Source organism: Photobacterium sp. 270122K (assembly GCF_059941365.1).
This window is the reverse complement of sequence record NZ_JBPOEN010000006.1, coordinates 266,557-292,365: the sequence shown is the minus strand read 5'-3', so window position 1 is coordinate 292,365 and position 25,809 is coordinate 266,557. Positions and strand designations below refer to the sequence as shown.

General features: G+C 48.9%; 21 protein-coding genes. 11 read left to right on the top strand and 10 right to left on the bottom strand.

From position 1 onward, the window contains the following. The first annotated feature begins 36 nt into the window (after positions 1–36). On the top strand, positions 37–978 hold the full coding sequence (locus ACSF8W_RS13205; RefSeq protein ID WP_500847782.1) for a LysR family transcriptional regulator: 942 nt from the start codon (positions 37–39) through the stop codon (positions 976–978). 441 nt (positions 979–1,419) lie between these two features. Beyond that, the gene (locus tag ACSF8W_RS13200) at positions 1,420–2,613 is read left to right on the top strand and encodes an acetate/propionate family kinase (protein ID WP_500847781.1); all 1,194 of its coding nucleotides are present in this window, start codon (positions 1,420–1,422) and stop codon (positions 2,611–2,613) included. Positions 2,614–2,770: 157 nt separating this feature from the next. On the opposite strand, the gene trmY is transcribed toward ACSF8W_RS13200, so the two are convergent. The 3 genes from trmY to ACSF8W_RS13185 all read right to left on the bottom strand — a co-directional run bounded on the left by trmY (position 2,771) and on the right by ACSF8W_RS13185 (position 5,530). After that, positions 2,771–3,367 carry a tRNA (pseudouridine(54)-N(1))-methyltransferase TrmY gene (gene trmY, locus ACSF8W_RS13195; protein ID WP_500847780.1) on the bottom strand — a complete coding sequence of 199 codons (597 nt, stop codon included), beginning with the start codon at positions 3,365–3,367 and terminating at the stop codon, positions 2,771–2,773. Between the two features lie 686 nt (positions 3,368–4,053). Further along, a complete protein-coding gene (locus ACSF8W_RS13190) occupies positions 4,054–4,440 on the bottom strand; it encodes a DUF2799 domain-containing protein (RefSeq protein WP_500847779.1) in 387 nt (128 codons plus the stop codon). Positions 4,441–4,555: 115 nt separating this feature from the next. Continuing rightward, complete coding sequence (locus ACSF8W_RS13185) at positions 4,556–5,530, bottom strand: TDT family transporter (protein ID WP_500847778.1); 975 nt, start codon at positions 5,528–5,530, stop codon at positions 4,556–4,558. Between the two features lie 1,089 nt (positions 5,531–6,619). Between ACSF8W_RS13185 and cspE the strand changes: the two genes are divergently transcribed. Beyond that, positions 6,620–6,829: a transcription antiterminator/RNA stability regulator CspE gene (gene cspE, locus ACSF8W_RS13180; protein WP_428478832.1), complete on the top strand. Its 210-nt coding sequence runs from the start codon at positions 6,620–6,622 to the stop codon at positions 6,827–6,829. A 134-nt stretch (positions 6,830–6,963) separates the two neighbouring features. Here cspE and ACSF8W_RS13175 read toward each other — a convergent pair whose 3' ends face one another. Both ACSF8W_RS13175 and ACSF8W_RS13170 read right to left on the bottom strand, forming a co-directional pair. Further along, the gene (locus ACSF8W_RS13175) at positions 6,964–8,136 is read right to left on the bottom strand and encodes a MerR family transcriptional regulator (RefSeq protein WP_500847777.1); all 1,173 of its coding nucleotides are present in this window, start codon (positions 8,134–8,136) and stop codon (positions 6,964–6,966) included. A gap of 38 nt (positions 8,137–8,174) precedes the next feature. Continuing rightward, on the bottom strand, positions 8,175–8,717 hold the full coding sequence (locus ACSF8W_RS13170) for a GNAT family N-acetyltransferase (RefSeq protein ID WP_500847776.1): 543 nt from the start codon (positions 8,715–8,717) through the stop codon (positions 8,175–8,177). A 132-nt stretch (positions 8,718–8,849) separates the two neighbouring features. Here ACSF8W_RS13170 and ACSF8W_RS13165 point away from each other — a divergent pair, with 132 nt between their 5' ends. Further along, the gene (locus ACSF8W_RS13165) at positions 8,850–9,059 is read left to right on the top strand and encodes a hypothetical protein (RefSeq protein ID WP_500847775.1); all 210 of its coding nucleotides are present in this window, start codon (positions 8,850–8,852) and stop codon (positions 9,057–9,059) included. Between the two features lie 411 nt (positions 9,060–9,470). Here ACSF8W_RS13165 and ACSF8W_RS13160 read toward each other — a convergent pair whose 3' ends face one another. The 3 genes from ACSF8W_RS13160 to ACSF8W_RS13150 all read right to left on the bottom strand — a co-directional run bounded on the left by ACSF8W_RS13160 (position 9,471) and on the right by ACSF8W_RS13150 (position 12,592). Further along, positions 9,471–9,878 carry a hypothetical protein gene (locus tag ACSF8W_RS13160; RefSeq protein WP_500847774.1) on the bottom strand — a complete coding sequence of 136 codons (408 nt, stop codon included), beginning with the start codon at positions 9,876–9,878 and terminating at the stop codon, positions 9,471–9,473. Positions 9,879–9,911: 33 nt separating this feature from the next. Then, positions 9,912–11,051, bottom strand: a complete 1,140-nt coding sequence (locus tag ACSF8W_RS13155) for a hypothetical protein (RefSeq protein ID WP_500847773.1) — start codon at positions 11,049–11,051, stop codon at positions 9,912–9,914. A 551-nt stretch (positions 11,052–11,602) separates the two neighbouring features. After that, positions 11,603–12,592 carry a glycosyl transferase family protein gene (locus ACSF8W_RS13150; RefSeq protein WP_500847772.1) on the bottom strand — a complete coding sequence of 330 codons (990 nt, stop codon included), beginning with the start codon at positions 12,590–12,592 and terminating at the stop codon, positions 11,603–11,605. Between the two features lie 374 nt (positions 12,593–12,966). Between ACSF8W_RS13150 and ACSF8W_RS13145 the strand changes: the two genes are divergently transcribed. The 7 genes from ACSF8W_RS13145 to ACSF8W_RS13115 all read left to right on the top strand — a co-directional run bounded on the left by ACSF8W_RS13145 (position 12,967) and on the right by ACSF8W_RS13115 (position 23,054). After that, complete coding sequence (locus tag ACSF8W_RS13145; protein ID WP_500847771.1) at positions 12,967–16,230, top strand: M66 family metalloprotease; 3,264 nt, start codon at positions 12,967–12,969, stop codon at positions 16,228–16,230. Positions 16,231–16,442: 212 nt separating this feature from the next. Next, a complete protein-coding gene (locus ACSF8W_RS13140; protein WP_500847770.1) occupies positions 16,443–17,849 on the top strand; it encodes a DNA-3-methyladenine glycosylase 2 family protein in 1,407 nt (468 codons plus the stop codon). Continuing rightward, on the top strand, positions 17,846–18,310 hold the full coding sequence (locus tag ACSF8W_RS13135) for a methylated-DNA--[protein]-cysteine S-methyltransferase (RefSeq protein WP_500847769.1): 465 nt from the start codon (positions 17,846–17,848) through the stop codon (positions 18,308–18,310). The genes ACSF8W_RS13140 and ACSF8W_RS13135 overlap by 4 nt, the downstream gene beginning before the upstream one ends. A 413-nt stretch (positions 18,311–18,723) precedes the next feature. Continuing rightward, positions 18,724–19,755: a peptidoglycan DD-metalloendopeptidase family protein gene (locus tag ACSF8W_RS13130; protein WP_500847768.1), complete on the top strand. Its 1,032-nt coding sequence runs from the start codon at positions 18,724–18,726 to the stop codon at positions 19,753–19,755. Between the two features lie 37 nt (positions 19,756–19,792). Continuing rightward, positions 19,793–20,956 carry an anhydro-N-acetylmuramic acid kinase gene (locus ACSF8W_RS13125; protein WP_500847767.1) on the top strand — a complete coding sequence of 388 codons (1,164 nt, stop codon included), beginning with the start codon at positions 19,793–19,795 and terminating at the stop codon, positions 20,954–20,956. Between the two features lie 147 nt (positions 20,957–21,103). Then, positions 21,104–22,492, top strand: a complete 1,389-nt coding sequence (gene dbpA, locus ACSF8W_RS13120) for an ATP-dependent RNA helicase DbpA (protein ID WP_500847766.1) — start codon at positions 21,104–21,106, stop codon at positions 22,490–22,492. Between the two features lie 298 nt (positions 22,493–22,790). After that, positions 22,791–23,054: a phosphopantetheine-binding protein gene (locus ACSF8W_RS13115; RefSeq protein ID WP_500847765.1), complete on the top strand. Its 264-nt coding sequence runs from the start codon at positions 22,791–22,793 to the stop codon at positions 23,052–23,054. A gap of 102 nt (positions 23,055–23,156) precedes the next feature. Here ACSF8W_RS13115 and ACSF8W_RS13110 read toward each other — a convergent pair whose 3' ends face one another. Both ACSF8W_RS13110 and ACSF8W_RS13105 read right to left on the bottom strand, forming a co-directional pair. Further along, positions 23,157–23,507, bottom strand: a complete 351-nt coding sequence (locus ACSF8W_RS13110) for a hypothetical protein (protein ID WP_500847764.1) — start codon at positions 23,505–23,507, stop codon at positions 23,157–23,159. Positions 23,508–23,602: 95 nt separating this feature from the next. Further along, positions 23,603–25,648, bottom strand: coding sequence for a serine/threonine-protein kinase (locus tag ACSF8W_RS13105; protein ID WP_500847763.1), 2,046 nt, complete (start codon positions 25,646–25,648; stop codon positions 23,603–23,605). Between the last annotated feature and the right edge of the window lie 161 nt (positions 25,649–25,809).

Below are 25,809 nucleotides of genomic sequence, written 5' to 3'. Positions count from 1 at the left end.
TAGTAAACAGACAAATTGGCATAGTGGTATTTGATAATGCATAGCATGGAGTGGGATAGCATACGGATATTCCTCGCAGTGGTGGAAGAGGGAAGTATGTCAGCCGCTGCACAGGTGCTGGGGATGTCTCAACCGACAGTGAGTCGTCAAATTTCAGCCTTGGAAGACAGGGTGGGATTTAACTTGTTTGACCGTTCCTGTAATGGCCTGAAACTGACGGTATTGGGGGAGGGGTTATTGGCGTCAGCGCAGCAAACCGCACGGGGGGTGGAAGGGTTTATGCGCAAAGTGAATGCCAGCAACGATCAGCATGAGGGGCATGTGCGACTGGCCGTGAGTGAGGTCGCGGCGTTTTACTACCTCCCGCAAGCACTGAAAGCGTTTAATGCAGCGTTTCCTCACATCGAAGTCGAGATCTTGGTTAATAACCAAGATGTCAATTTGAACAAGCGAGAAGCCGATGTGCAGATCTCGCGTCAGCGTCATACCCAACCGGATTTGGTCGTCAGTCACCTTTATCAGCATGCGGTCGGTTTTTTTGCGCATAAAGACTATATCGCGGAATACGGCATGCCTTCGTCACTGGGGCAAATGCATGGGCGTAATTTTCATATTATTGGCTTTGATCAGCTGGATTTGTATACCCGCACTGCCGCGCAGATCGGCAAGCCGGTGGTGAAGTCACAGTTTCCTTATCGCACAGACAGCTACATTATGCAGTTGGAGCTGGTGCGGGCGAAAGCCGGTATCGCCGCCATGTATAAAGAGGTGGCGCAACGTCACCCTGAATTGGTGCCTGTGTTTCCGGATGCGCCCATTCCAAACACGCAGTGGTGGCTTGTTTGCCATCGTGATGTGCATGTGAATCCCCGCATTCGTCACCTGATGGTGTTTCTGAGCCGGTGGTTTGACGCGTTATCGTCGCAAACCTCTCAAACCTCTCAAACCTCTCAAACCTCTCAAACAATAACGCTGTAATTGCCCGCCTGTTCGTGACCGATTTCATACGGTTACCTGCCTGTTGACGGTGTCTGCCTGCTTGCCCACGGCGAGGAGGTGGCACACCGCCTATTCTTATCATGAGACTCGGTTCTACCGTTGTATTCCGTTGCGGTTTATTTTGTGCTTTTTGTTTAAGTGGTATCAAAAACGTTACATGGAAAAGCACTATTGCTCAATAAGTAAGCCAAGGTAATCGTTTTCGGCGGCTTAAACTTGATCTGAACCAGTGAATTTTCAATTTTTTTCAAAATACTCGAAACAAAAGTTGAGTTATTCAAAAAAAATTGAATAATGTAATCAAAAGATAAAATGCTGAGAAAATGCTGCTCCACACATTTTCCTCTGCAGTTGACCCAAAGACGTGTAACGGGACATTTGTTGTCCGCGTGTGTACCTCAATAATCTGATGAGATAACCATGAGCAACTCTCTAGTACTTGTAATCAACTCTGGCAGTTCTTCCCTGAAGTTTGCATTGATCGACACGGTAAGTGGTGAAGCGACCCTTAGCGGTTTAGGCGAATGTTTCGGTCTACCTGAAGCGGTCGTGAGCTGGAAAATCGACGGCGAGAAACACGAATACAAACTTGATGATTCAGGTAACCACCACCAGCAAGCAGTTGATCGCATTGTTATGCTGCTAGAAGAGCAGGGTATCAAGCAAGATATCGTGGCGATTGGTCACCGTGTTGTACACGGCGGTGTGAAATTCACGAAGACAGTGAAAGTGGATGACAGCGTACTGAACGAGATCGAAGCACTGAGCGATCTTGCTCCGTTGCACAACCCAGCACACGTGATCGGTATGCGTGCAACAATGAAAGCGTTCCCAACCCTTTCTCAGTACGCGGTATTTGACACAGCGTTCCACCAGACAATGCCTGCAAAAGCATACACTGGCGCAATCTCTCAGAAGCTATTCAATGACTACGGTATCCGTCGTTACGGTTTCCACGGCACCAGCCACTACTTTGTGAGCCGTGAAGCCGCTAAAATGATCAACAAGCCGATTGATGAGAGCAACTTCATCTCTGTTCACCTGGGTAACGGCGCATCTGTGTGTGCGATCAAGAACGGTAAGAGCGTTGACACCAGCATGGGCTTTACCCCTCTGGCTGGCCTAATGATGGGTACACGTTGTGGTGACCTTGACCCAAGCATCATCGAATTCCTTCTGAAGAAAGGCTGGTCTCAGCAAGAAGTGTTCGACGAACTGAACAAGAAATCAGGCCTGTTGGGCGTATCTGGCCTAACAAGCGACTGCCGTGGCATCATCGAAGCGATGGAAAATGGCCACGAAGGTGCAACACTGGCGTTTGAACTGTTCTGCTACCGTGTAGCAAAATACGTAGGTTCTTACATGGTGGCGTTGGATGAGCTAGACGGCATCATCTTCACTGCGGGTATTGGTGAAAACTCACAGCCAATCCGTAGCAAGATCCTAGAAAACTTGAAGATCTTCGGCTACCGTGAAGACGAAGCAGCTAACGCAGCGGCACGCTTCGGTAACCGTGGTGTGATCACGCAGCCAAACACACCAGTCGCGATGGTTATCCCAACGAACGAAGAGTGGGTTATCGCGAAAGAGTCAATGGCACTGCTACACGCTTAATGCCTGTCAGCACGGCTGAGAAGAAAAACCGTCAATGTGATTGGCGGTTTTTTTATGCCTGCAAAACGGCCTGATCGCAATCATCTGCAATAGACCGGCGAAAAAAAAGCGCTGCTCAAGCAGCGCCTCTGTCACTCAATGGCTTCAACCCACCGTGTTACTCACACAGATCCAGTTCATTGTGGATCAACACCACACACTGTGAAGCAAACAGCATTTTCGGGCCAAGGCTGATTTTAATCGTGCCTAAGCGCTTTAAGCTGTTCATGCTTTTCTTCGGCATCGGGATATGATCGGTCAGCAAGAAACAGCAGTTGCCCGCAAATTCTTGCGTGCGGATCGATTCGCCTTTCTTATCCATCATGTAGATTTGATAGTCTTCTGCCAACTCAACCACCAGCTTTTCAAAGCTAATGGTACGCACCGTGATCCCCGGCTCAACCTGGCGGGTTTCTTCTTTACCCATGCCCACCGACATATCCAGTGCACGGACCACTTTTTCCAGTAGGGCTTGCTCATGGAAGCCACCCACATTGGTGATATCGTTAGCCGTAAAAGTAATCGTACGAGAATAGTCTTGCGTACTTTCAAGCACCAAGTGAACCACCACATCTTCACGGTGTGATTGCGCCACAAAAATGGTGTTCATCAAGGTGTGCGCCAAGATCTCTGTGTGGGCTTCTTGGCCGACTGACGCTAAAAGTTGCTGGCTGTTAGTGGGGGCCGAACGGGCTCGTAAAACAAAAGCGCGCATAGGGATGTCCTGCTGGTATGAAAATTGGCGTGTAATACGGATGACACTCCCTGACAGGGGCACCCGAGAAGGGCGGTATTATCCCAGTTTTACGCCGTCATGTAACGGGAATTATGGGGGAACACAGGGTAAGACGTGGCGGCTTGGTCCACGATATATCAATCTGTGCAATGATTAAAAAATAGTTGAGTGTGCGGTGGTGGTTATTTAACGCAATGGATCAATTATCACGCAGCGCGCTGGGGTGTAGGGCGCGGCTTATTGTGTTGCCGAGCAAGCGCGTACATACCATACGGTGTTTGGCGAAGAAATCAGGCCGGTTTAACGTCTATTTTTCAAGGGATAAGCGTTTGTAAAGCAGAATGGCAGGCAAATAAAGGCAAAATTCAACTTTGATGATTAAAATCAAATAAAGTGTAGGTCGCTCAAAAAGTTTTTGCGTTACTAAAAAATTATGATAAATTGAACACAGATTTGAGAGACACAAATCATACGCATTTAGCGGCTTTCCTTTTTGTAGGAAGGAGAGCGGCGAAGGTGGCGGGAGCGGAGTGGAAAACGCTGTCGACATCTGCTGGGGGCACCCAGCCTATCCTGCTTGGAACACAGGATATTGACGGAACGGAAAACGGCCCTGAGCTTCTGCTCAGGGCCGTTTTTTCATGGATAAAATCTGTCATCTATCATCATTCATCATTTGGCCAAAGGGCGTTCGGGTTTTCCATATAGGCGTCATAGCCCGCTTTCCAGCCTTGGATAGCCAGTTTCTCGTTCTGCGTATTTTTGCATTGGTCACTATACGCGATCCCCGCTTTGCCGTGATCAAAGGTTTTGTAAGGGGTGCAGTAATCCTCAATGCCATATTGATAACCGAGTCGGTACTGCTTGTTGGCGTCTTGTGTCAGTGGGTGCAATTGGCTTAATTCGTCTTGGCTTCTCGCCAATTGGCCTTTCTCGCCATCCTGATACCCCAGCAATTCCCACTCATTTTGCTGGGCAAGCTCAACCTCATTCGATAAGCCAGAGCAGCCACTTACACCCAATACAATCATCAGTGAAACAAGTCGTCTCATTTTTACCTCCGTTAGCTGTTTCACCTATATTAGGTGATGAATGACGGCCTTGCATGGTAGAAATGACTGTTATATTTAACTAAAACAGGGTTTTAGTTAAATATGGTCTGGTTTTTTAGTTTTGTTTGTGGGTTTCTGTAAAACGGCTCGGCGCCGCTTGGGGCCAATACAGGCCGAGATAATTCCACCCCACCCACAGCACCAAACCTGTTGCAACCAGCAGTTCAAAGATCCCGAGTCGCTCTAACCACACCCACTGGGGATGGGCGGTGTTAAACCATTGGGTCAGGCGTTCTAAGGCCACCGCACTGATCACAGAGGGGAAGGTGAGGGCCGCCAACGACGGTTGAAAACGTTGTTTCAGCAAATTGAAATAGCACAGATACACCAAAATGGTCATGGTGATGCCTACGCCGGCTAAAGCCCCCGTTAAGATCGGGTCGGGGTGATCGACATTCACCAAGTACGCGGTCAGTGACAAGTTCACCGGTGCCGCCATGATGGCCAGAGTGGGTCTGGCTGGGCGGGGCAAGCGACCGGCAAAACATAAACGGTACAGCACCACCGGCAGCATCAGGAAGTAAATCGTAATACAGAGATCCGTCATGGCAAGCGCAAAAGCATGATGGCCGAGTTGTGGCCCCGCCAAGGTGCCGCTGATCGCGCCCACAGGGTATAAAAACCAGCTCGGGTACAAATGGGTCAGACGAAAATGCTTCAGTTGGTGATAAAAGAAGAAGCACATCATTGCCAAATGCAGTAACAGCGCCGGATACCATAACAGCTTTGCCATCGGCACATGGATCACTGAAAGATAGTCAGCAATGACCAACAATGCCATCGACATCGGCGCCATTAAGCTGCCATGCAACGGGTGGCGGAGATCTTGAATAAAGCGTTGAGGATTAAGCAGGTATTTCAGTAAAACGGGAGCGAGTAACCCCGCCCCGATCACCGCGCACACACCACGTACCCAGCCCGCGGCCTCAGGAAAAAAAAGTGACCAGGCTAAACCGGTCCCCGTTGTCGCAAGCGCAAGGGCAGCTTGCGCAGTCGGAATGCGTAGCAGCGAATGGGCCAAAGCCTTCATTGAATCAAACAACCTTGTTTTAAAAGAAGAAAAGTGGAGGTGAAAACGTGTTCTGTCCCTGTGTGTTCACGCATGGCGAAGACGGTGCTTGCGCCCATTGATGACAGATCGAGCGACGGTATATTACACCAGAAAGGGGGATAATTCGGTAGCGAGACTTATCACTCAATCACTTAAATAAAATCGAATAATATTTTGCATTCATATTTGCTAAAAGTGGTATTTGGTACCATATTTACTTTGTGACCTGTTAATGAGTTGTTTAAGTAAAAGCTTGTGGAGGAATGAGCTGTTTCAGTCAGGCTCAGGGTAACAGGAAACACGTTGATGTGAATCAACACCCACTAGGCAACGCAACATTGTTTGTTAGCAACATTGCTCGTTAGAAAGGCAACACAGAAACACCGTAAAAAGCGACAAAGAGACATAGCAATACAGTAAGCAACACCGTAACAAAGAGACACAGCAACACCGCGTTACAGTAATACGGCAACATGCAACACCGTAACATTGCCTAGTCACAATTTGGTTAGCAACACAAAACATACGATACTTCTTCACCAATAAAATGATGTCCGTTTAAACAGTCACTGTGTCGGACACGGCAAACTCAACGTAATGAGTGGTGAAGCCCAAAAGTAACACGTAGTAAGTGATGAGTAACATAAGCGATAATAGAGATACACGTAACACAGCAACACACGTTACTCTGTTCGTTAACGCTCGATGCAGACTTGACGAGTCGCATGGGCCACAGAAAAAGATACATCCCAAGCCGTACTGCAATGGTGCGGCTTTTCTGCGTTTGTTTACATATCGGTCAAAGGCGACAATTTTAGCGCGAGCAGTGCGTATGGCGTTAATTTAGTGAAATAACACTTTACATCCACTCAGAAAAACGTATTATCGCGGTCGCTCTGTAGTAAAAATTATTAATGAAACATCAAGTCAAAGAAAGACCTTTAGATACGCTTCGTTATTGTTGCTGTTCTCAGTGTTTCCCTTGCTTTATCGTAACATTCAATAATGTTGTTTCAGTGCATCACAGATTGTGAATTTATCTAACATACATTTATTAAGGGACACATCATGTCTAAGTCAACTGGTATCGTAAAGTGGTTTAACGAAGAGAAAGGTTTTGGTTTCATTTGTCAAGACAACGGCGGCGCTGACGTATTCGTTCACTTCCGTGCAATCGCTTCTGAAGGCTTCAAAACTCTAGCAGAAGGCCAGAAGGTTTCTTTCGACGTTGAAAACGGTCAGAAAGGTCCTCAAGCTGCTAACGTAGTTAAGCTATAATTTTATTATAGTGCTCAGCACTTATCTTTTTGATAAGCGCTAAAACGAAAGGCCAAGTTTATCAATAGCTTGGCCTTTTGTGTATCTGGCGTTTGGCATCCTTGCCGCGCGCCATATTGCTACCCTAGCGCCCGCTAGTTGGCTTGCAAAATAAACATCTGATAATCAAATGCCCCATCGCGTGCCTCAAAAGCCGCCAACTCTTTGTGTAAATCCTCGTTAGCTTTCGATCCCACTAACTCTGTTTGTAATGCCTCGATCCGTGCTTTCAACGGGCCGTAATACGCATGCCAAGCGGCATCACTGAGCGCAAAACTGCCCAGCACCGTAAAGCCCGCGGCTTGTGCCTGTGCGCTACGTACCGCTACGGTCGTCATATCTGGGTATTCTTGCTGCCAGAACGCGTGTGCCTCGGTGTGTGCGGCATGTTCACGCCATACCAAATCACTGAACACCAATACCCCCTTGTCACACAGCAACGGTCGCCATGCCTGTAACGCCGCTTCTACGCCCATGATATAGGCGCTGCCTTCGCACCAGATCAGATCAAAACTGTGTGGTGAAAACGGCAGGGCCTCCATATTGGCACATACCGTGGTGACGCGATCAGCCAGACCGCATTGGGTGACACTCTCTGTCAGCGCGGCTAAGGCGTCCGCTTCATTGTCGACGGCGGTGAGGGTCGCAGTTGCGCTGTGGGCCGCAAGCACGTGTGTCGCCACGCCTTTGCCACAGCCGATCTCTAATATCGCGTGAGGCGCATGCGGAACCTGCTTGAGGGCGGCGAGGGTATCGGCAGCAGAGCCTGGCCCCCAGCGTTCCAAGCCATTAAAGACGAGCATGAAGTCCGCCATGTATCGTTCGTGTGTGTTCATGTCTTTTGATAACCATTTTAGGCGCATGGCCTGTTTTTCATCAAAGCCTTGCTTCATCAGCCATGCGAGGTGGGCATCCGGTGCCTGTTGCTCCAGCGTTTGGTGCCAGTCTGTCAGGCTGCTTTCACCCAACATCGCCGCGAGAAGTTGGCGCGCTTGTTGTTTGTGGGCAATTTCTTCATCCAGCAGGCGTAATCGCTCGGCCAGCATGTGGCGTTCCACTTTCGTATCTAAACAGGCTTGGCATTCTTTTAACGTCAGTCCGCCTGCTTGCAGGTTTTGCAGCAACGTCAGCCGTTGTACATCGTGCTCGGTATAGCTGCGGTACCCGTTATCCAACCGGTGGCCTTTAATCAGCCCCAGCTTTTCGTAGTACAGCAGCGTGGTGCGGGAGATCCCCAGCTTGTCGGCTAATTGTGAGATGCGGTACATCGGGTGTCCCTTGTTATGCGCTGTTCTGATCAGCGTTATTACCAGTATGCCGGTTTATCCAGCGCCGGTGCACAGCGTGATGCCCCTGAAATTGGCGCTAATGCCTTATCAGTGAGTGATTGTGCCAACCAGCCGTGTGGGTAGCTCAGTGGTTGTGGTGCCGGGTATTGTGCCTCTGTGATGCGCTCAAAGCCCACCTTGCTGTAAAAATCCGGATCGCCATAGGTGAATGCCACTGTCACGCCTTGTGCGCGTAGTGTGGCTAAACCGGTGTTGATCAGCGCTTGGCCAATGCCATTGCCTTGATGCGCGGTGTGTACCGCCACAGGAGAAAGCAGATACGCAGTGGTGTTTGGTGCCTCGTCAAAGGTCATGCGGGTAAACAGAATACTGCCGACGATCGTTTGTTCGTCCATTGCCACAAACACGAAGCGATCGTGCTCTGGCGTGGTGTCAAACAACGCGGTGACGAGTTCGCCAATCACTTTCCCTTCGGCTTCGCCTTCTGAATCACTAAACGTTTGGGTAAAAAGCTGGCAAATGTCAGTGGTCTGTTCAGGGGAATACAGGCCGTAATGCATGGTGGTGTCCTTGGTGTTAGTGCTATCAAAATAGGGTAAGCATAAACTGTAAAGCCGTAGACAGGTCAAGGGGGAATAGGGATCATTTGCATTCATTACTGGGATTTTAAGAAGTTACCGGAGCAAGTGTGCGTGGCGTTGGATCAGCTATTGATCACCTATGAACGAGACGAAATTCTTTCTGTTATGCAGCGATTGCTGCCTGATTATGAAGCGTCAGCAAAAAAGGCGAGAGCGAATGGGGCTGGATCAGGGACGGCAGCAGAAATGAATATGGCCTGTGAGATGCAACTGCGTTACCTGAGAGACAGCATTGAATACATTGAAAATCACAGTGCTTGATGAAGTATAACGGCTTAGGTGAAAACGAGTTAAATGGGGAGTTCGTTGAAATGGTTTTGCTCCATTCCGATCTACGATAGATCCACTACACATTTCACTTATTAATCCTAATACCAGTAAAGTGTCTTTTAAATCTAGGTAAAGAAAAATAGAAAATATGTTAGGTAAACAACCTCTGTGGTTCTGATGAGCTTTTTTCAAAGTACCAATAACGCTTGTGGAGAAATAGGTATATCTCTAGATACAAAAAGCGTCATTTAGAATATTAATTTTTATAAAATCAATTAATACAAACGTTTAAAACAAATCCCCGATGGCTGCCTTCGGGGATTTTAATGTAACAACGAGTCAGTACTTATCAAAATTTCTTACGTTAAATGACAGCCAAGTATGACGGTTATTGTTTTGCTTTTATATATCTATGATGTTGTTCGGATCCTGTATTTTTCTACCTATATCAGCAATATCACGCAAAGAACTTTGTTTAGTCACTTCAACAATCGCAGAAAGAGCCAAATTCAATTGATCGTTATTATCACTCTCAAGAGCATGATCGATAACATCAAAGATCTTTGTTACGGCTTGGCTATTGAGATCATGTTTTTGATTGATTGCAGTTATAAGTATATTTTTTTTTGATTGAATCTGTTCAATTAATACTTCTTTTTGATTTTGTGATTCAATTCTTTTTGTTTTTTCATGTTCGACTATTCGAGTGTTTTCGTTATAAGCATCATAAAATTCTTTACTTGCAGTTAGTAATTGTAATGGGCTCGCTTTTTTTGAAGCACCTTTAAGAATAGTTGATAATTTACTCATATATCGCCACCTTAGTTTTTATTAAAATTATTTTTAATTTAAATAAATATAGGTTAGACAACCGAAAAATAAAATTAACAATGCATATGTTACCAATTTTTTATTGTTATTTTTACTTGAAATAGTTGTTTCTTCATTATCAGATAACCAAAAGTAAGTTGCGCTATCATCGCCAGCATCAAATTGAAAAGTCTTTTCATCTTGCTCTAATTTTGCAATTAAAGAGTCAATCGATGAGTCATTCAATTGTTCTGCGTGTGATATAATTTTTAATGATTGTGGTGTAGGTTTCTGATCTTCATTTAGTAAATCAATACTTAGGAGGCTTTTTAATGTTTTTGTTAGTAAGATGGACTGTAATTTATATCTATTTATAATAGTTGCAGTATCTTTTGCATCTAATGCATTATTTAAATGGTTATCAGTAGTTAATAATCTATCAGCAATGCCTTTTAATGTTGTCTTATACAAATCAATATGATTATTTACCGCGCCCATTACTTCAACAATAACTTTTATTTCTTCATCATAAACATCAGCTTTATCTCTAAAAATACGAGCTTCGGTTAGCTTTTTCTCTGCATGCTGTGAGTATTTATAAGCACCAAAAACGGCTAATGGCGCAAGAGCTATTCCACCTAAAACCATAGTACCACCTGCAATACCTGCACCGCCTGCTGATATTGCACCACCACCAAACCATGCTAATGTTGCGTTTTGTGCTGCTGCACCAGATAACGTTGCGATTGCCGTTCCTGTTGACGCTGCACCTAGGCTGGATACGGCTCCCATTGATCCAAGAGCAAGTGCGGCACCTGTAGTGGTACCTTTAATACCGGTACTTACGATATCGGTAAATACTGTACTTTCTTGTCTTAATGCTGGGGCTGTGCGTTGTGAAAATTCCACATAAGCATCTTTGGCTATTTTTGTATCTAGATTATTGACTTGTTGGCATTTACTTAAGGTATCTAAGACTTGTGGAATTAAGGTGCCTGTATAGTAAGTTTTATCATCAATCAATTTCTCGATAATTTCTTTAGATGCCTCCTGTGCATCTTCTAATGCCCAGTTAGCATTTCGAATCCAGCGCTCACCTTGCTCAATCATGTCATCAGCTTCGCTGCTTTTTCTATAAGAGCTAACAACTGGTACTTTATCCCAAAAACTCATATATTTATCTCTAAAGTTAAAGTGATAATTTACATTTGTTTTTTGGTTGTATATGCGATCGATATCACGTTATAGGCGTCATTCCTATAAGTAATCACAATTCTTAGCATATTTTGTCCAATTTGAAGTTACCAAAACACCGGCTCCCTTCTTTCCCCTCATATCGCCACACTGGCGCTATGAAAACAGCCAATCAACCCCGTACTTTTCAACGCGACCAGTCCGAACCTCTAAAAAAACAACATCCGTGACATTGTCACTTCTGTGTTCATACGTATCTAAGCAGATACCCCCAAATACGCCACATTTAATGCGTGAAATCAGCCGTAGAGTAAACAGTTTAAAAATCTCACATCAAAATCTTGATTTTGCTAACGTGCTGTATTTTATAAATTAAACGGATTTATCCACAAAAACGGTGGGTAACTTTATGGTAAATCTCCCAACGTGTTGATCAGAAAGACAGCAAACGGTGCGGGCATGTTGCCGCGCACCGGAGAGTGGCTAAACAGGGTTGGCAAAGGGGAATGGGTGAGGCTGTTGGCTACGCGTTATTGATTCTGCACGCTGTGCTGATGGCGTGCTTCCCACCAGCTATTCGCAAGTGCCAAGGCGGACGCCTGATCCGGTGCGCGTCCCATCATCTTCAGGACTATCGCCAACGTTGATACGACGGCGTGATGGCCGTATTCGTTGTCGTCTTCACCCAGCCAGATGGTTTGCAGGTAATCACCGCTGATCTCGCCGTGTTTGCCGGACGCGCCTTCAAGGAACGTTGGCCACTCTTCATCAAAATACGCCCCGTCATGAACACCAGCAATCAAACAGCTGGTGCGTGGGCTGCGTTCGCTTTCACCGCCTTCGCCTTTAAATGCCACCATGTTGCGATCCCCTACTAACTGAGCGGCTTCGGCATGTAATTTTTCATAGCCCTGATGGAAGATGCCGTGAATGGCAAAGGGCGCTGCTGTTGGGTTCAGGGCGCGGGCAACGGTATTGAGGGGAGTGCGTAGCCCCACTAATTTGCGGATCGCCAGCAGATCAATCAGTGGCTCACAATACGCAGAGAGCGGGATGTAGCAGATATTCTCGGTGGCTAAGATCGCACGGGCTTGCTCGGGAGTATGGGCTTGTTGAATGTGCAGCGCCGGACACGCACTTTCGATTTGGTATTTCACCGCATCCACCGCCGCATGGCCGCTGAGCATCACTTTCACGCCATTTTGCGCCAGCAGTTTGGCCGCTAACAGCAACCACGGTGGCTGACGACGTTTACCGGCAAAGCAGGGCCAGTCGACCTCAACATCCAGTTGTTGCCATGCAGGCGCAATGCGATCCCGCAATGCTTGAATGTAGCCCGCCGCTTCTTCTGCCGTTTCACAGCGTACCCGTTGCAGCATCAGTAAGGTTGCCAGCTGTAACAACTCAGCATCGCCATCAAGGTATTGCGTGAGAGCTTGGCGGGCTTCTGCTTGGGTTAACGATCGTCGGCCTTTTTCGCCACGGCCAACGTGTTTAATAAATTCAGAAAAATCAGGCATGTCACCATCCTTGTTGACGAAAATCGGTATGTACCGCGATGCACGGCGTGGCGACTATCATAGCATTTCGAGGCGCTTTTACCCGTATCAAATCAAAGTGATGGATGTTGTGGACTTGGATAATGACTCATCACAGTTGGCAGTAAATAGCCATAAGGAATGAGGCTGAATTGTCGCATCGATCCCACTATTTTGTGTGTAAAAATGTGATCTTGAGGCAAGGACAAAAACCCAAATCATAAACTCTCTGATTTTTAACGTATTAATTAGCTGGCGAAGCATTTTTTCACTGTCATGCATTCGCGAACGTGATGGCCGCTTACGGTGAGCGTGCTGTTTCTTCTTGGCTAGGAAAATAGGCAGAGAGAATAAAGATGAAAAAAAACCTATTAGCAACGACGATCAGTCTGTTGCTGATCAGCCCAGCGGTGCTCGCGGCACCTGCCCCGGTGGTGACTGCCCCTTCTGCGACGTCTGATGTGCAGGCGTTAATGAATGACATGACGCAAAAGGTGCAAGCACGCATCAATGACGTAGTGCAGTTAGCGGCTGATCTGAAAAACTGGGAAGAGCGTAACGGCCGCCGTTTCTTCCGTTATAACGATTACCTTTACCCGATGTCGCCGGATAACCTCCCTCTTTTTATGCCTTTTGTATTGGGGGCATCGTATGACGAGAATGTGACTTACGCGGATCGCTCCGCGGAAGCGATGTTTGATTTTGTCAAAGCACCGTGGCGTTTGGTGAACGAGCAAGATGGCGTGTTCATTTTTCACGATCAGTTCGGCTTTAACTATCTGGATGACGGGAAAAACTGCCATGTTCGTTATTTGACCAGTGGTGTGACGCAGCAAACCCAAGACTGTTTGCCGCTGGATCAAAAAGCGGTGGATGCGCTGGGCTTCATTGATGAATTGCCGGTCGAAAACCATTTAGTGGGCAGTTTTGCTGCGCAGGTGCGTTTTGTGCAGAACCAAACGGCAGACGCCATGGGTAATGCGGATAAATCGCAGCAGAAGCTGGTGACACACCGTGATGCGCTGTTGGTGATCACCCCTGAAAAAGACAATCTGGATGCCAAAGCCATTGAGATGCGCGTGTACCAACACGGCGCGTTGATGGAAAAGCGCATTTTGACTAACCCGACACAAATCATGAAAACTGATCGCGTCGGTCAGGATGATCGTCAGGATATTCTGTTCTCTAAGCGCTCTTACACCACCGTGCTGCCTTGGAACTGGGTTGAGCAGGGTTTGAGCATTACCTTCATGACCTATGACGGCCGTGAAGGGGAATTGTCTGCCGATGCCATTGAGTTCGGTGCACCTATCCATGTTGATATGCCGATGATCCGTATCGGTATGCTGACGGCGCCCCCGGCGGTGAAGTCGTTGGAAGAAAAAATGGGTAACTACGGGGCAGAGCTGTTCCAACGCTTCCCGTTCTCGACCATGACGCTGAGCCCGTATTTGCCGGTACAACTGGACAAAGTGGTGACCGCATACGGTGAAGTGGAAGAAGACTACAGCTACTATGAAAAACCGGATGTGTACTCGGGTGATTTGCGTGAAAACATCACCAAGTCTCTGATCCAGACCGGTATCAATAACGCCAACTTTGGTGTGACCAGCACGGCGGGTACCCAGCAGTGGCAGCCAGCCAATTACCCGACCGTGGTGATTGGTCATTCCATTGGTCGTTATAAGAAAAAAGACGGCAGCCTTGAAAACGTGACCCACGGTTTGTCGGGCGGTAACGGCATGGCCCTGTTGGTCGATTCAACGGCGAACGAAGTGACCCACGAAATTGGCCACGCGTTCAGTTTGTGGCATTGGCCGGGTGGCCCGGATACGTATTACCACAGCACCAAGAGTGGCTGGGGTTACGATGCCTACCGTGGCCGCATGGCGGATAACGTGGTGTGGTATGAAAACGGGTCAGGCGATCGCAACTTTGCCGGTATTGTCGGCTTTGGTAAAGATCCGATGGCGGGCGGTAACTTTGATTCACGTGTGAACAGCTATCCGCTATTTACCGGTTACACCTCCAAGGTGATGCAAGATTACCTGACCGGTTATGACTTCCTCGACATGGACAGCCCAAGTGGTTATACCCATTGGGATGCCGAGCAGCAGCAAATGGTACCTGTCACGGACACCACCAAGCTCAAGCCGGTACAGCGTGGTGTGGATGTGATGACCATGGTGGGGTATTACGATCCGCAAAACACCAACATGAGTTATATCTACCCGCCAATGTACGGCAGTGCGGGTCAGGTCTTTGAGTTACCTGCGCCAACGGTGGGTCAGTGTTGGGCGACCGTAACGTATGCGGACGGGCATGAAGACCGTATTGGGCTGGAAGGCATGCGTCTTGATGGCAGCATGAGTAACAAGTTCCATGTGAACTTGGCGCGTGATGTACAGCCAGAAAGCATGGCGATCAGCTGTCCGCAGCGCAGTTTGCTGACTATCGTGACGGAGCACATTCTGGCTGACGTGGCGCAAGAACGCTTCTTCGAGTGGGGCGAAAATAACCGTCAAGGCACGCCGGGTGATGTGTTCAGTTATCACCGTAATGGCCGCGTTGAACTGTTCCGTCTGAATACGCATTCTTACTGGTATTTCCCAGATTCAGGCTCTAACCATCAATGGACCTTCTTGGGTTTCATGGATGACATGGTCGATCAGTACATCGCGGAAGAAAAGCCGTCATTTGACAGCTTAGGTCAGGTTGAACTGACGACGCGTACCTTTGAGGCTAACAGCGAATACCCACAGCGTGCGATCACCTTCGGCCAAGGTCAGGGTTACGACAAAGGGGTCGACCATGCGCCGATGTTTGATCAGCTGACGGAACTGGCGAACCGTGATTTTGTGACTATCGGTGAGTTTGAGCGTGAATTGCTGGCGCAAGAAGCTTACCAGTTGTTTGCCGGTAACTACCGCATTAACGATGGGCATAACGCCAACGCGCGCTTTATCGGTGCGCTCTACGCACAGTGGAGCGAAGAGACGGGTACCCGTGATTACTTCTTGATGAAGCACGTTAATGCGGGGGCGATGCCACAGGATCAGCAAAGTAATGATGACTGGAAATTCCTGGGCTCAGCAGAGACGTATGTGAATCTGGATCTGAACCCGATCCTATTGAACCGCAGTGAGGTGGATCATGCGGCGCGCATTAAGCACTACTTTGGTGTGGATGCACTATTGAACTGGGATCAGCGCACAACGACCACACAGCCGTTTGCAATGTTTGCGCACACGCAGGACGATGGTAGTCAAACGTACTTCATGCAGAAAGTGGCAGGCCAAGGGGGAGAATTCCCGCACGGTGAAACGTCTAACGCAGATTGGTACTTCATTACGTCGGATCCTCTGATCACGGAACAGTTGATCGCATGGCAAGATCAAACCGTGTTTGAGCAAGATCTGATGGATTGGTACCGTCAAGATCGCCTGCGTAATTGGGGTGATGAAGGCCAATGGGGCACGGTGGGCGATGTGTATTTCTATGACTTCCATGGTGGCCGCCATTACTACCGCCTGAAAACCGGTTGGTACAGCTACTTCCCATGGCCGAATTCATCGAATGACCCATCGGACAAACACTGGCAGTATCTGGGCCAGTTCTAAGTCTGACAGGCATCGGCAGTCACGTCGGTAATAATGTCGGTTAATAACACCGACGTACGGATATAAAAGAAGAAAGGCCTCGCCCAGTGCGAGGCCTTTTTGTTTTTCAGCATTGCTATCCCGTCAACATTGAGTGCCGAAAATGGCGAGTCATCGCATGGATAACGCCGTACACTGATCACAAGCGATGAAAGAAACCAAAGGATAGCGCGATGTTGATGAGCCCCCAAGCGTGTCAGCGGGCGCGGTTAGCCCGTGATGCCCGCTATGACGGTCACTTTTTCACGGCAGTGAAAACTACCGGGATCTATTGCCGTTCCATTTGTCCGGCCCCCGCGCCGCTGGAGAAAAACGTGGAGTATTTTGCTTCGGCCTACGCCGCCGCACAGGCGGGGTACCGGCCATGTTTGCGGTGTCGGCCTGACAGTGCGCCGGATTCGCCGGCGTGGCGCGGTACGCAAACCACGTTACACCGTGCGTTGACGTTGATTGATCATGAAGGACTTGCCAGTGGCGGGCTGCCGCACTTGGCGGCGCGGTTGGGGATCAGCGAGCGCTATTTACGCCAACTGTTCAGCGACACGGTGGGGGTATCACCCAAAGCCTACAGTGTGTATCAACAATGTTTACTGGCCAAAAAACTGCTGCATGAAACGGCGTTGCCCATCACAGAGATCGCCTTGGCGAGCGGCTTTGCCAGCGTACGCCGCTTTAATGATGCGTTTAAGCAGCAGTTTGGGTTATCGCCCCGAGATATTCGCCGGCGCGGGGGGCTGCCGTCTACACCGGGGGCTCCCATTATGGTGACGCTGGCTTATCGTCCGCCGTATGACTGGCCTGCCTTACGTGATTTCTACGCCGCGCGGTATATCCCCGGGCTGGAATGGGTGGGGGAGGACTTTTATGGGCGCACGTTCCAAGGAAAGAGCGGGGGCAATGGCAGTAACGCGGGGGAGGTAAAAGGCCACTTTACGGCGCGTCATACCGATCGGCATTTTGAGGTGACGATTTCACTCTCTGATCTGAGGTACTTGCCGACAGTTATCCGCCATATTCGGCGCTGTTTGGATGTGGATGCGGATCCGGCGCAAATTGATGCGGCCCTGCAACAGGCGTTGGGGGCGAGTCCGCTTCAGCATGAAGGCGGCCGCTTACCGGGTATATGGAGTGCGTACGAAGCCGGTATACGGGCGATTCTCGGGCAGCAAGTGTCAGTGGTCGCGGCCAAACGCTTAGTGGCGCAGTTAGTGGCGATGAATCCGGACAATGAGGCGTTGGACAATGGCGAACAACGGCGCTATTTCCCGACACCGGAACGGCTGTTAACCTATGATTTGAACCTGCTCGGGATGCCCGAACGGCGTCGAGAAACGCTGCGCCAGTTTGCGGCCTATGCCTGCGAGGGGGACTTAAGCGATACCGAGGCGTTGCTCGCGATCCCCGGTATTGGCCCGTGGACGGTGAACTACCTGCGCATGCGGGGCCTGAGCGATCCGGATGTGCTGCTCGTGGGCGATCTCGGTGTGAAAAAAGCCCTGGTGCAGTGTGACTGTGATCCGGCTTTGGCCGCGCCTTGGCGCAGTTATCTAACCTTGTATTTATGGACGATCTTGTCATGAACAATCAATTGATCGCCACCCCGATTGGGTGGCTGAATATCGTTGCGGATCATCACGCGGTGTGTGTGATCACCTTTGATGCCGATCCGGATGCGACACAATCGCCGAATGCGGTGACAGAACAATGTTGCCAGCAATTGGCCGAGTATTTTGCCGGTGAACGCACCGTGTTTGATGTGCCGCTGTCTGCCCAAGGCACGGCTTTTCAGTTGGCGGTGTGGCAAGCCTTGCGGGGGCTTGATTACGGGGCGATTTGCTCGTATGCCGACATTGCCCATACCATTGATAATCCTAAGGCGGTGCGGGCGGTCGGCGCGGCGAACGGCAAGAACCCCATCCCGATCATTGTGCCGTGTCACCGTGTGATCGGCAGTTCCGGCAAACTGACCGGTTATGCGGGGGGACTCGATAAAAAAGTGTGGCTGCTAGACCATGAAAAGCGGGTGGGGCATAACGAATAAGTCACGGCGTGTGGCTGTATGCGGATATTCATAGAGACATGCAGGCTCTCCGTGCGGCGAGCCGTCATTTAATTGACGCGAAAAGAAGAGGGTTATATTTAATATCGTTCATTACGCCTTATTTTATGCTGTGATTTTGTACATTTAAAATGTGCATAAAAATAAATTGTGATTACTTTATCGTTTTATCAAATATTCCTGTCTCAGGCTGGATATTTCTGGTTAATTGCTATTTTTATCATTAAAATCGCGGGTTCAATCATCCCTGTGCTCTGCCTTTTGAATAGGCCAACACCTTGTCAACACGGCTAAAGTAGCCATGCCATGTCGAACAAAATGGCGCGTGCAATACGCCGTGTTGTGCGTGTTACGCAGGGTTCGTATTCCACCGCGATGGATAGTGATACCGCATCATGTCTGACAATATTTGTATTTCCGTGTCCGATCATCGTGGCACCTCCCATTATTTAATTAGTCGCTTTAAAAAACGCTATTTTGTGCTGGCGGCGACGGCTCTCATGACCGTGTGTAGCGTGGGCGGTTATAACGTGTATTCCCTGTATCAGGATAAGCAACATTCCAGTGTGCAATTAAGCGAGTTGCAAGAGCAGGCCAGCGCGCTGCAAATAAAAGCCGAACAACTGAGCACATCACTGGAAGAAGAAAACGACGAAAACGTGGCCTTGATGGATGCACTAAGCGAAAAGCAAGTGGCGTTGTCGATGCTGACACAGCGTATTGACGATGTTGAAACCATTTTAGGGTTGCAAGACGAAGAAGGCGGCAAACCGGCGTCACTGGAAGAGCGGGTAGACAGTGCGGCGATCAGCTCGGCGGTGCGTGGAACGCTCTTTCGGATGATCCCCAATGGCAGCCCGACACCGGGGATCCGCATGTCATCTCAATATGGCACGCGTGTGCACCCGGTGACCGGTAAACGTAAGCGCCATCTTGGTTTGGACTTTGCTGCCAATATCGGGACGAAAATTTACGCCCCCGCCGATGGCGTGGTGGAAGTGGTACGCCCGAGCAAAAAAGGCTCGGGTAACTTCTTGAAACTGGCCCATACCATGGGGTTTGCCACCACGTATTCGCACATGAATAAATTCAATGTGCGCAGCGGTCATTTTGTGCGTAAAGGGGACTTGATTGGCTGGACGGGCAACACCGGTTTATCGACCGGGCCGCACCTGCACTATGAAGTGCGTTTTTTAGGGCGTGCGCTGAATCCGCGCTCGTTTGTAAACTGGACGCCGGACAATTTCGACTCCCTGTTTGAAAAAGAAAAAACGGTACAGTGGGCGTCACTGCTGAAGATGATCAATAATGTGGTTTCAATGCAGGTACAGCTGACCCAATCACCGTACATTGCCCGTCCGATCCAAACCGCCAGTCATGAGGCGAAGATCGCCGGTGATGAGACAAAGCAGGTGTCTAAGCTGTAATCCAATACACACGGTTTACAACAATAAGGGGAGAACGATGGCGCAAGAATGGTATGTAGGGATCATGTCAGGCACCAGCCTGGACGGTGTCGACACGGCGCTGGTGGCGATAGATACGCCCGTGAACAAAGGTATCACGCAGGCACAGCCGCAAGTGACCTTGCTGGCCAGTGACTGCTACCCCATGCCATCGGCATTAAAGTCGGCCTTATTGGATGTGTGTATTGGTCAGGCAACCAACCTCAAGCAGATTGGCGAGTTAGATCGCCAATTAGGCTTATTGTTTGGGGATGCGGTGAATCAGCTGCTAGAGAACACCCAGACCGATCCGGCACAGATCACGGCGATAGGCAGCCATGGTCAAACCGTGTTTCACCAGCCAGACGGCGATCAGCCGTTCACGATGCAATTGGGTGACAGCAACCTGATCGCAGCCCGTACCGGCATACTGACGGTGGCAGACTTCCGCCGTAAAGATATGGCGCTGGGCGGGCAGGGCGCCCCCTTGGTGCCTGCGTTTCACCGCACGGTGTTTGCACAGCAAGCCTCGACGACCGTGGTGCTGAATATTGGCGGGATCGCCAATATTTCGGTGCTTCGTCCTGCATTGCCTGTGTTGGGGTACGACACCGGCCCCGGCAATATGCTGATGGATGCGTGGGTGTACCAGCATCGTGGTGAAAAGTTTGATCGCGATGCCGCGTTTGCTTTGGAAGGCAGCGTGAATGCACCGCTGTTAAGCGTATTGCTCGACGATGCCTACCTCTCGTTACCGTACCCGAAAAGTACTGGCCGTGAGCGTTACAACCTGTTGTGGTTGGAACAGCAGTTGCTACAGACGGGATTATTGGTGGATGGTGCGTTAACGGTGTCGGCAGCGGATGTACAAGCCACCTTGCTGGCGTTCACTGCGGTAACGATAGCGGATCAGGTCGAGACGTTCCGGTTGGGGGATCATCCTGTGCTGTCGGTGTGTGGAGGCGGGGCGTGTAATCCCGCCTTAATGGCGCAGTTGGCGGAACGGTTACCCCATTGGCACGTGGCGACAACACGTGATGCGGGAATCGACCCTGATTATATGGAAGCCATGGCATTTGCCTGGCTGGCGCGTCAGCGTGTACATGATTTACCAAGCAACGTGCCAGAAGTGACCGGTGCCTCGCGGGCTGCCTCACTGGGTGTCCTGTATCCTGCCGATTAATCTACTATCTTTTTCATGCTGATGCTGGTAGTGTCGCTGCCCTCGTGTGGTTAGCACTACCTCATTGCTGTGTCTTGTCATGATGCTGACAGGTATCGCCTAACCTCCTTTTTCCGAATACTTCTATTTCTGACAGGATATATGGCCGTGAGCAAAGACGCCTTTTCTACCCTTTCTCTTAAACCTGAATTGCTGAGCAACCTTGGCTCATTGGGTTACGACAACATGACCCCGATCCAAGCACAAAGCTTGCCAGCCATTTTGGACGGTAAAGATGTGATTGCACAGGCTAAAACCGGTTCAGGTAAAACGGCGGCATTTGGTTTGGGCGTATTGCAGCACCTGAACGTGAAGCGTTTCCGTGTGCAAACGTTGATCCTGTGTCCAACGCGTGAGTTGGCAGATCAAGTCGCGAAAGAGATCCGCAAGCTGGCGCGTGCGATCCACAACATCAAAGTATTGACCCTGTGTGGCGGCATGCCATTTGGTCCACAGATCGGCTCATTAGAGCACGGCGCACACATCATTGTGGGTACGCCAGGCCGCGTAGAAGAGCACGTACGTAAAGGTAACTTGTCGCTGGACGATTTGAACCTGCTGGTATTGGACGAAGCTGACCGTATGCTGGAAATGGGCTTCCAAGATGCGTTGGATCTGATTTTGGATTACGCACCGGTGGATCGCCAGACTTTGCTATTCAGTGCGACTTACCCGAAAGAGATTGAAAAAATCGCGTCGGATGTGATGAAAAAGCCAGTGATCGTGAAAGTGGCTGCCACGCACGATAACAGCAGCATCGAGCAGATTTTCTATAAAGTCGACAACAACCAAGACCGTTTGAACGCGGTACGTTTGTTGCTGGCGCAGCACCGCCCAGAATCCACCGTGGTGTTCTGTAATACCAAGCGTGAAGCACAAGAGATTTCTGACGATCTTGAAGATTTCGGCTACAGCTCTATTGCGCTACACGGTGATTTGGATCAGCGTCAGCGTGACCAAGCGTTGGTGCGTTTCTCAAACAAGAGTGCGTCTGTGATGGTCGCGACCGATGTGGCAGCACGTGGTCTGGATATCGACAACCTTGATTGTGTGATTAACTACCAGCTTGCGCGTGATACCGAAGTACACGTTCACCGTATTGGCCGTACAGGCCGTGCGGGCAGCCAAGGTATTGCTTGCTCACTGTACAGCGACAACGAGCACTACAAAATTCTGATGCTGGAAGAGTACCTTGACCGCGAGATTGAGCCTGCGGCATTGCCACCGTTGTCTCTGCTGGATCAACCTACGTTCCGCCCAAACATGGTGACCTTGTTGATCGACGGCGGTAAGCGCCAAAAAATCCGCCCGGGTGACATCTTGGGTGCATTGACCGGTGAAAACGGTATCCGTGGTGATCAAGTGGGCAAAATCAACGTGTTTGATTACTGCTCTTACGTGGCTGTGTTGAATGACGTTGCGCGTATTGCCTACAAGAAACTGGAAAAAGGCAAGCTGAAAGGCCGTTCATGCCGTGTGCGCCAAATCCGTAACTAATCGACGGATTGAATGACTGGCATTTGCCATGACGTTGATATTCGCCCACCTTTTTCGGTGGGCGTTTTTATTCGCTATCCGTAAAAAACGTCCCACTCCTCCTTCGTCAGATGATCAATCTTCCAGCAGGCGTTGTAACGTGTGCGAAAGGCTCATATTCTCTTCATTTTGCCTCGTAATACACTCATTAATCGCTAGCCCATTTGTGAAAACTGTGTCGTGATAAACCCATGACGAGCAGAGTTATTGTGATCCGCTCCGTTACTGGTTTTTGTATTAACCCTATAAGGTCTACATCATGGATGCATTGTATTTTGATCTGAAAGTGCTAATTATCGACACGTTGAATTTGGAAGATATTACCGTTGATGATATCGACACGGAAGCACCGCTTTTTCACGATGGGTTAGGATTAGATTCTATCGATGCGCTAGAACTTGGGATGGCAATAAAAAACAAATATTGCATCGTGGTGGATGCTCAAGACGCCTCCACAAAGGAAATATTCCGTTCGGTGGAGACATTAGCTCGATTTATTCACAAGCAGACAGTGTTGGTATGAGTATGCCAACATGGTGAGTTGCTATGAGTGTGCAATTGAATTGGCCGAGTATGGCCGTTAAGCGGTAAAAAGATAAACCATCACTTTAAAGTGATGGTTTTTTTACGCTTGTGCCTCAATAAAATTATGCACTTTATACACCAGTAGCTCACCGTGAGCGATGCGCAGGCTGAGTTCGTTGACCATGTCATCGCGGGTCTTATGGTGTTGAAGGGGCGTTGGGCACAGCTGATGGTACAAATGGCGTAAATCAAACCGGTAGCCCCAGCGGTTGGAGTGGGTTAGTAACAGCTGTTTCGCCCGGTAAGGGTGGCGATACTGCGTTTGTGCTTGGCTGGGATCATTCTCTAACGGGCGGCTGGCCGCCGTGATCACAAAACACAGACCGACAGGGTTCACCAGTAAAGTGCGGTCAAATTTGGCTTGGGATAGGGCGTTTTCAATCGTTAACATGGGTCTCTGCCGACAAGAAAAGAAAAGGCGAATCTCGGTTGGAGTCTTCGCCTATGGCTGCATATTGAGGCGTTATTCCGCGTCGTTCATTTTGGCTACTCGTTCATTTTTGCTAAGAGTGCATTGGCTTTTTTCTTCACTCGCGCGGCAGAACGACGGTGCCCTTTACTCTGGAAAGTATCTGCAAAATCCAGGTATTTCGTGACCATCGCCAAACGAATTTGCGTTAACAAACTAAAGTCAATCGGGACGTCCTTTGCCATGTCTTGCACGGAATTAGACAGCGAATCGAGCTGTGTAACCGTGGTTAATTTTTGAAGGGTTTCATTGAATTTTTGAAACTTGCTATCATAAATTAACTCCGCGGCTTTATACGGGAATTCGGCTTGGTTACCCGCCTTACGTTGCTCGTCATAGGCTTCCATCGCTTTAATCGAGGACTTGAGAATTTCCCCTTTGGCGAGCAGTTGTTTGTGATGTTCGCTTTGGGTAAAGACGGTTTCCCCGATTTTTAGCAAATGCTGAATTTCAGCCAAATCAAGTTGGCTGATCGCGGTATTAAACGCACTGGTAAAGACGTCTTCGGATTGTTTGTTTGGCGTGAAAAGGTAATTTTTGCGTATCGATTGCAAATCGCTTAGCAGCAAGTAAATGTCATCCCCGTTTTCTTGCGGGTAGTAAAGGCCTTTTTCCAATAAAGAAATCAGGCGGTTTTCCACCATTTCAGTCGCCGATTGCCAGTTGTGTGTGATGGTCTCTGATAAATGAGTGAGCAATTGCGAGTCCGGATACAGGGCTTTTGCTTCTTTCAGCTTATCTTCAATCGCATAGTAGTCTGGGTAGCGATTTTCACGGTTATTGAGAATGGCGTTGACCTGATCGTCATACTGCGCCAATAGCTGTGATTGACGTTGGCGTAACAACCCTTCTTTTAACAGCACTTTGTCAGTCGGTAACCGATGCGCCGTATCAACGACTTGATCCAGCGGCAGTTTGGCTAACGATTTGTCGTCGATGATCTCTTGTTCTAGGGTGTGGATCTGCGCGGTGAAATCATTCACTTGTTGGGTGTAGAACTGATAGCCAACTCCCATCGCCGCTGCGAGCGCAATCACAGTGGCTGTGCCCATGACGGCAGGCCAGCGACGTTTTTGCAGGCGTTGTTGAAATTCAGGGAAGCTGCCAATGCGTTTATTGGCCTGGAAATGCAAACCAGCACGTAACGTACGCCATTGCTGCCCATTAATGTGTTTGGGTTTGCTGGCGGTCAGGTTGGATTTTTGTGCTTCGTCAGCCGGTTTTCGTTGGAATGGATGCTGGCTGGTCAGTAATTCGTAGGCCATGCAGCTAAATGCGAAGATATCATCTTTTAATTCCGGCTTTTCCCCTTCAAGCAAAGACGGGGAGGCATACGTCGGCGTATACCCGCTGATGATATTGGTTTCGTCCTGCACGTCTGTCGCGTAATGATCAATATTTAATTTCAGGCCGCGCGATACCCCGAAGTCAAAAATTTTAATCACGCCTTCACGGGTCAACATAATATTGCTGGGTTTTAAGTCTGCGTGCACCACACCTTGTCCATGAGCATATGTTAGTGCGGAAATAACCTGATCGAGAATACTCATGGCTTTTTGGAAGCTCAAACCCCGAGGTCGTGAACGCAAAATCACCTCTTCCAAGGTTTCCCCGTCAATGTATTCCATGACCAAAAAGTGGGCTTGTTTTTCGACCCCAAAATCGTAAACACGAATAATGTTTGGATGACTGAGGCGCTGGGTTTTTTGTGCTTCTCGGATCAAGACTTTGGCAGTTTCTTGTTGCTCAAGGTGTTGTTGTTGAAGCACTTTTAACGCAACGAACGGAGTGTTTACTCCTGCCGCATTAAGCATGAGATCGGTCGCACGATACACATCACACATGCCACCGTGACCGATTAAGGCCTCGATTTTGTAGCGACCATTAATGACTTGTCCTTCAGACAAGGCCGGCTTACTGCTGGCGCGTGGTGTGGCCGGCTGTGGAGACGTTGTTTGTATGAGGGTCTTATCGTCAGACGATGGATCGTTAGTGGCAATGTTGCTCGGTGTGGTCATTTCGTTAACAGGTTGTTTATCCTTGCTATTTTTAGAACGATCCATGTTGGTGTCGGCTCCACTCATTCTTATTCATGCAAATACAAATACATTAAATATCAATAGTTCTGACCAGCGCCTAGACGATAAATCGGATATTGCGGTCAGTCACAACTTTATTCTCGTTTAATGCAACGCGTACATTGTGTTTTTATGAACTCAGACGA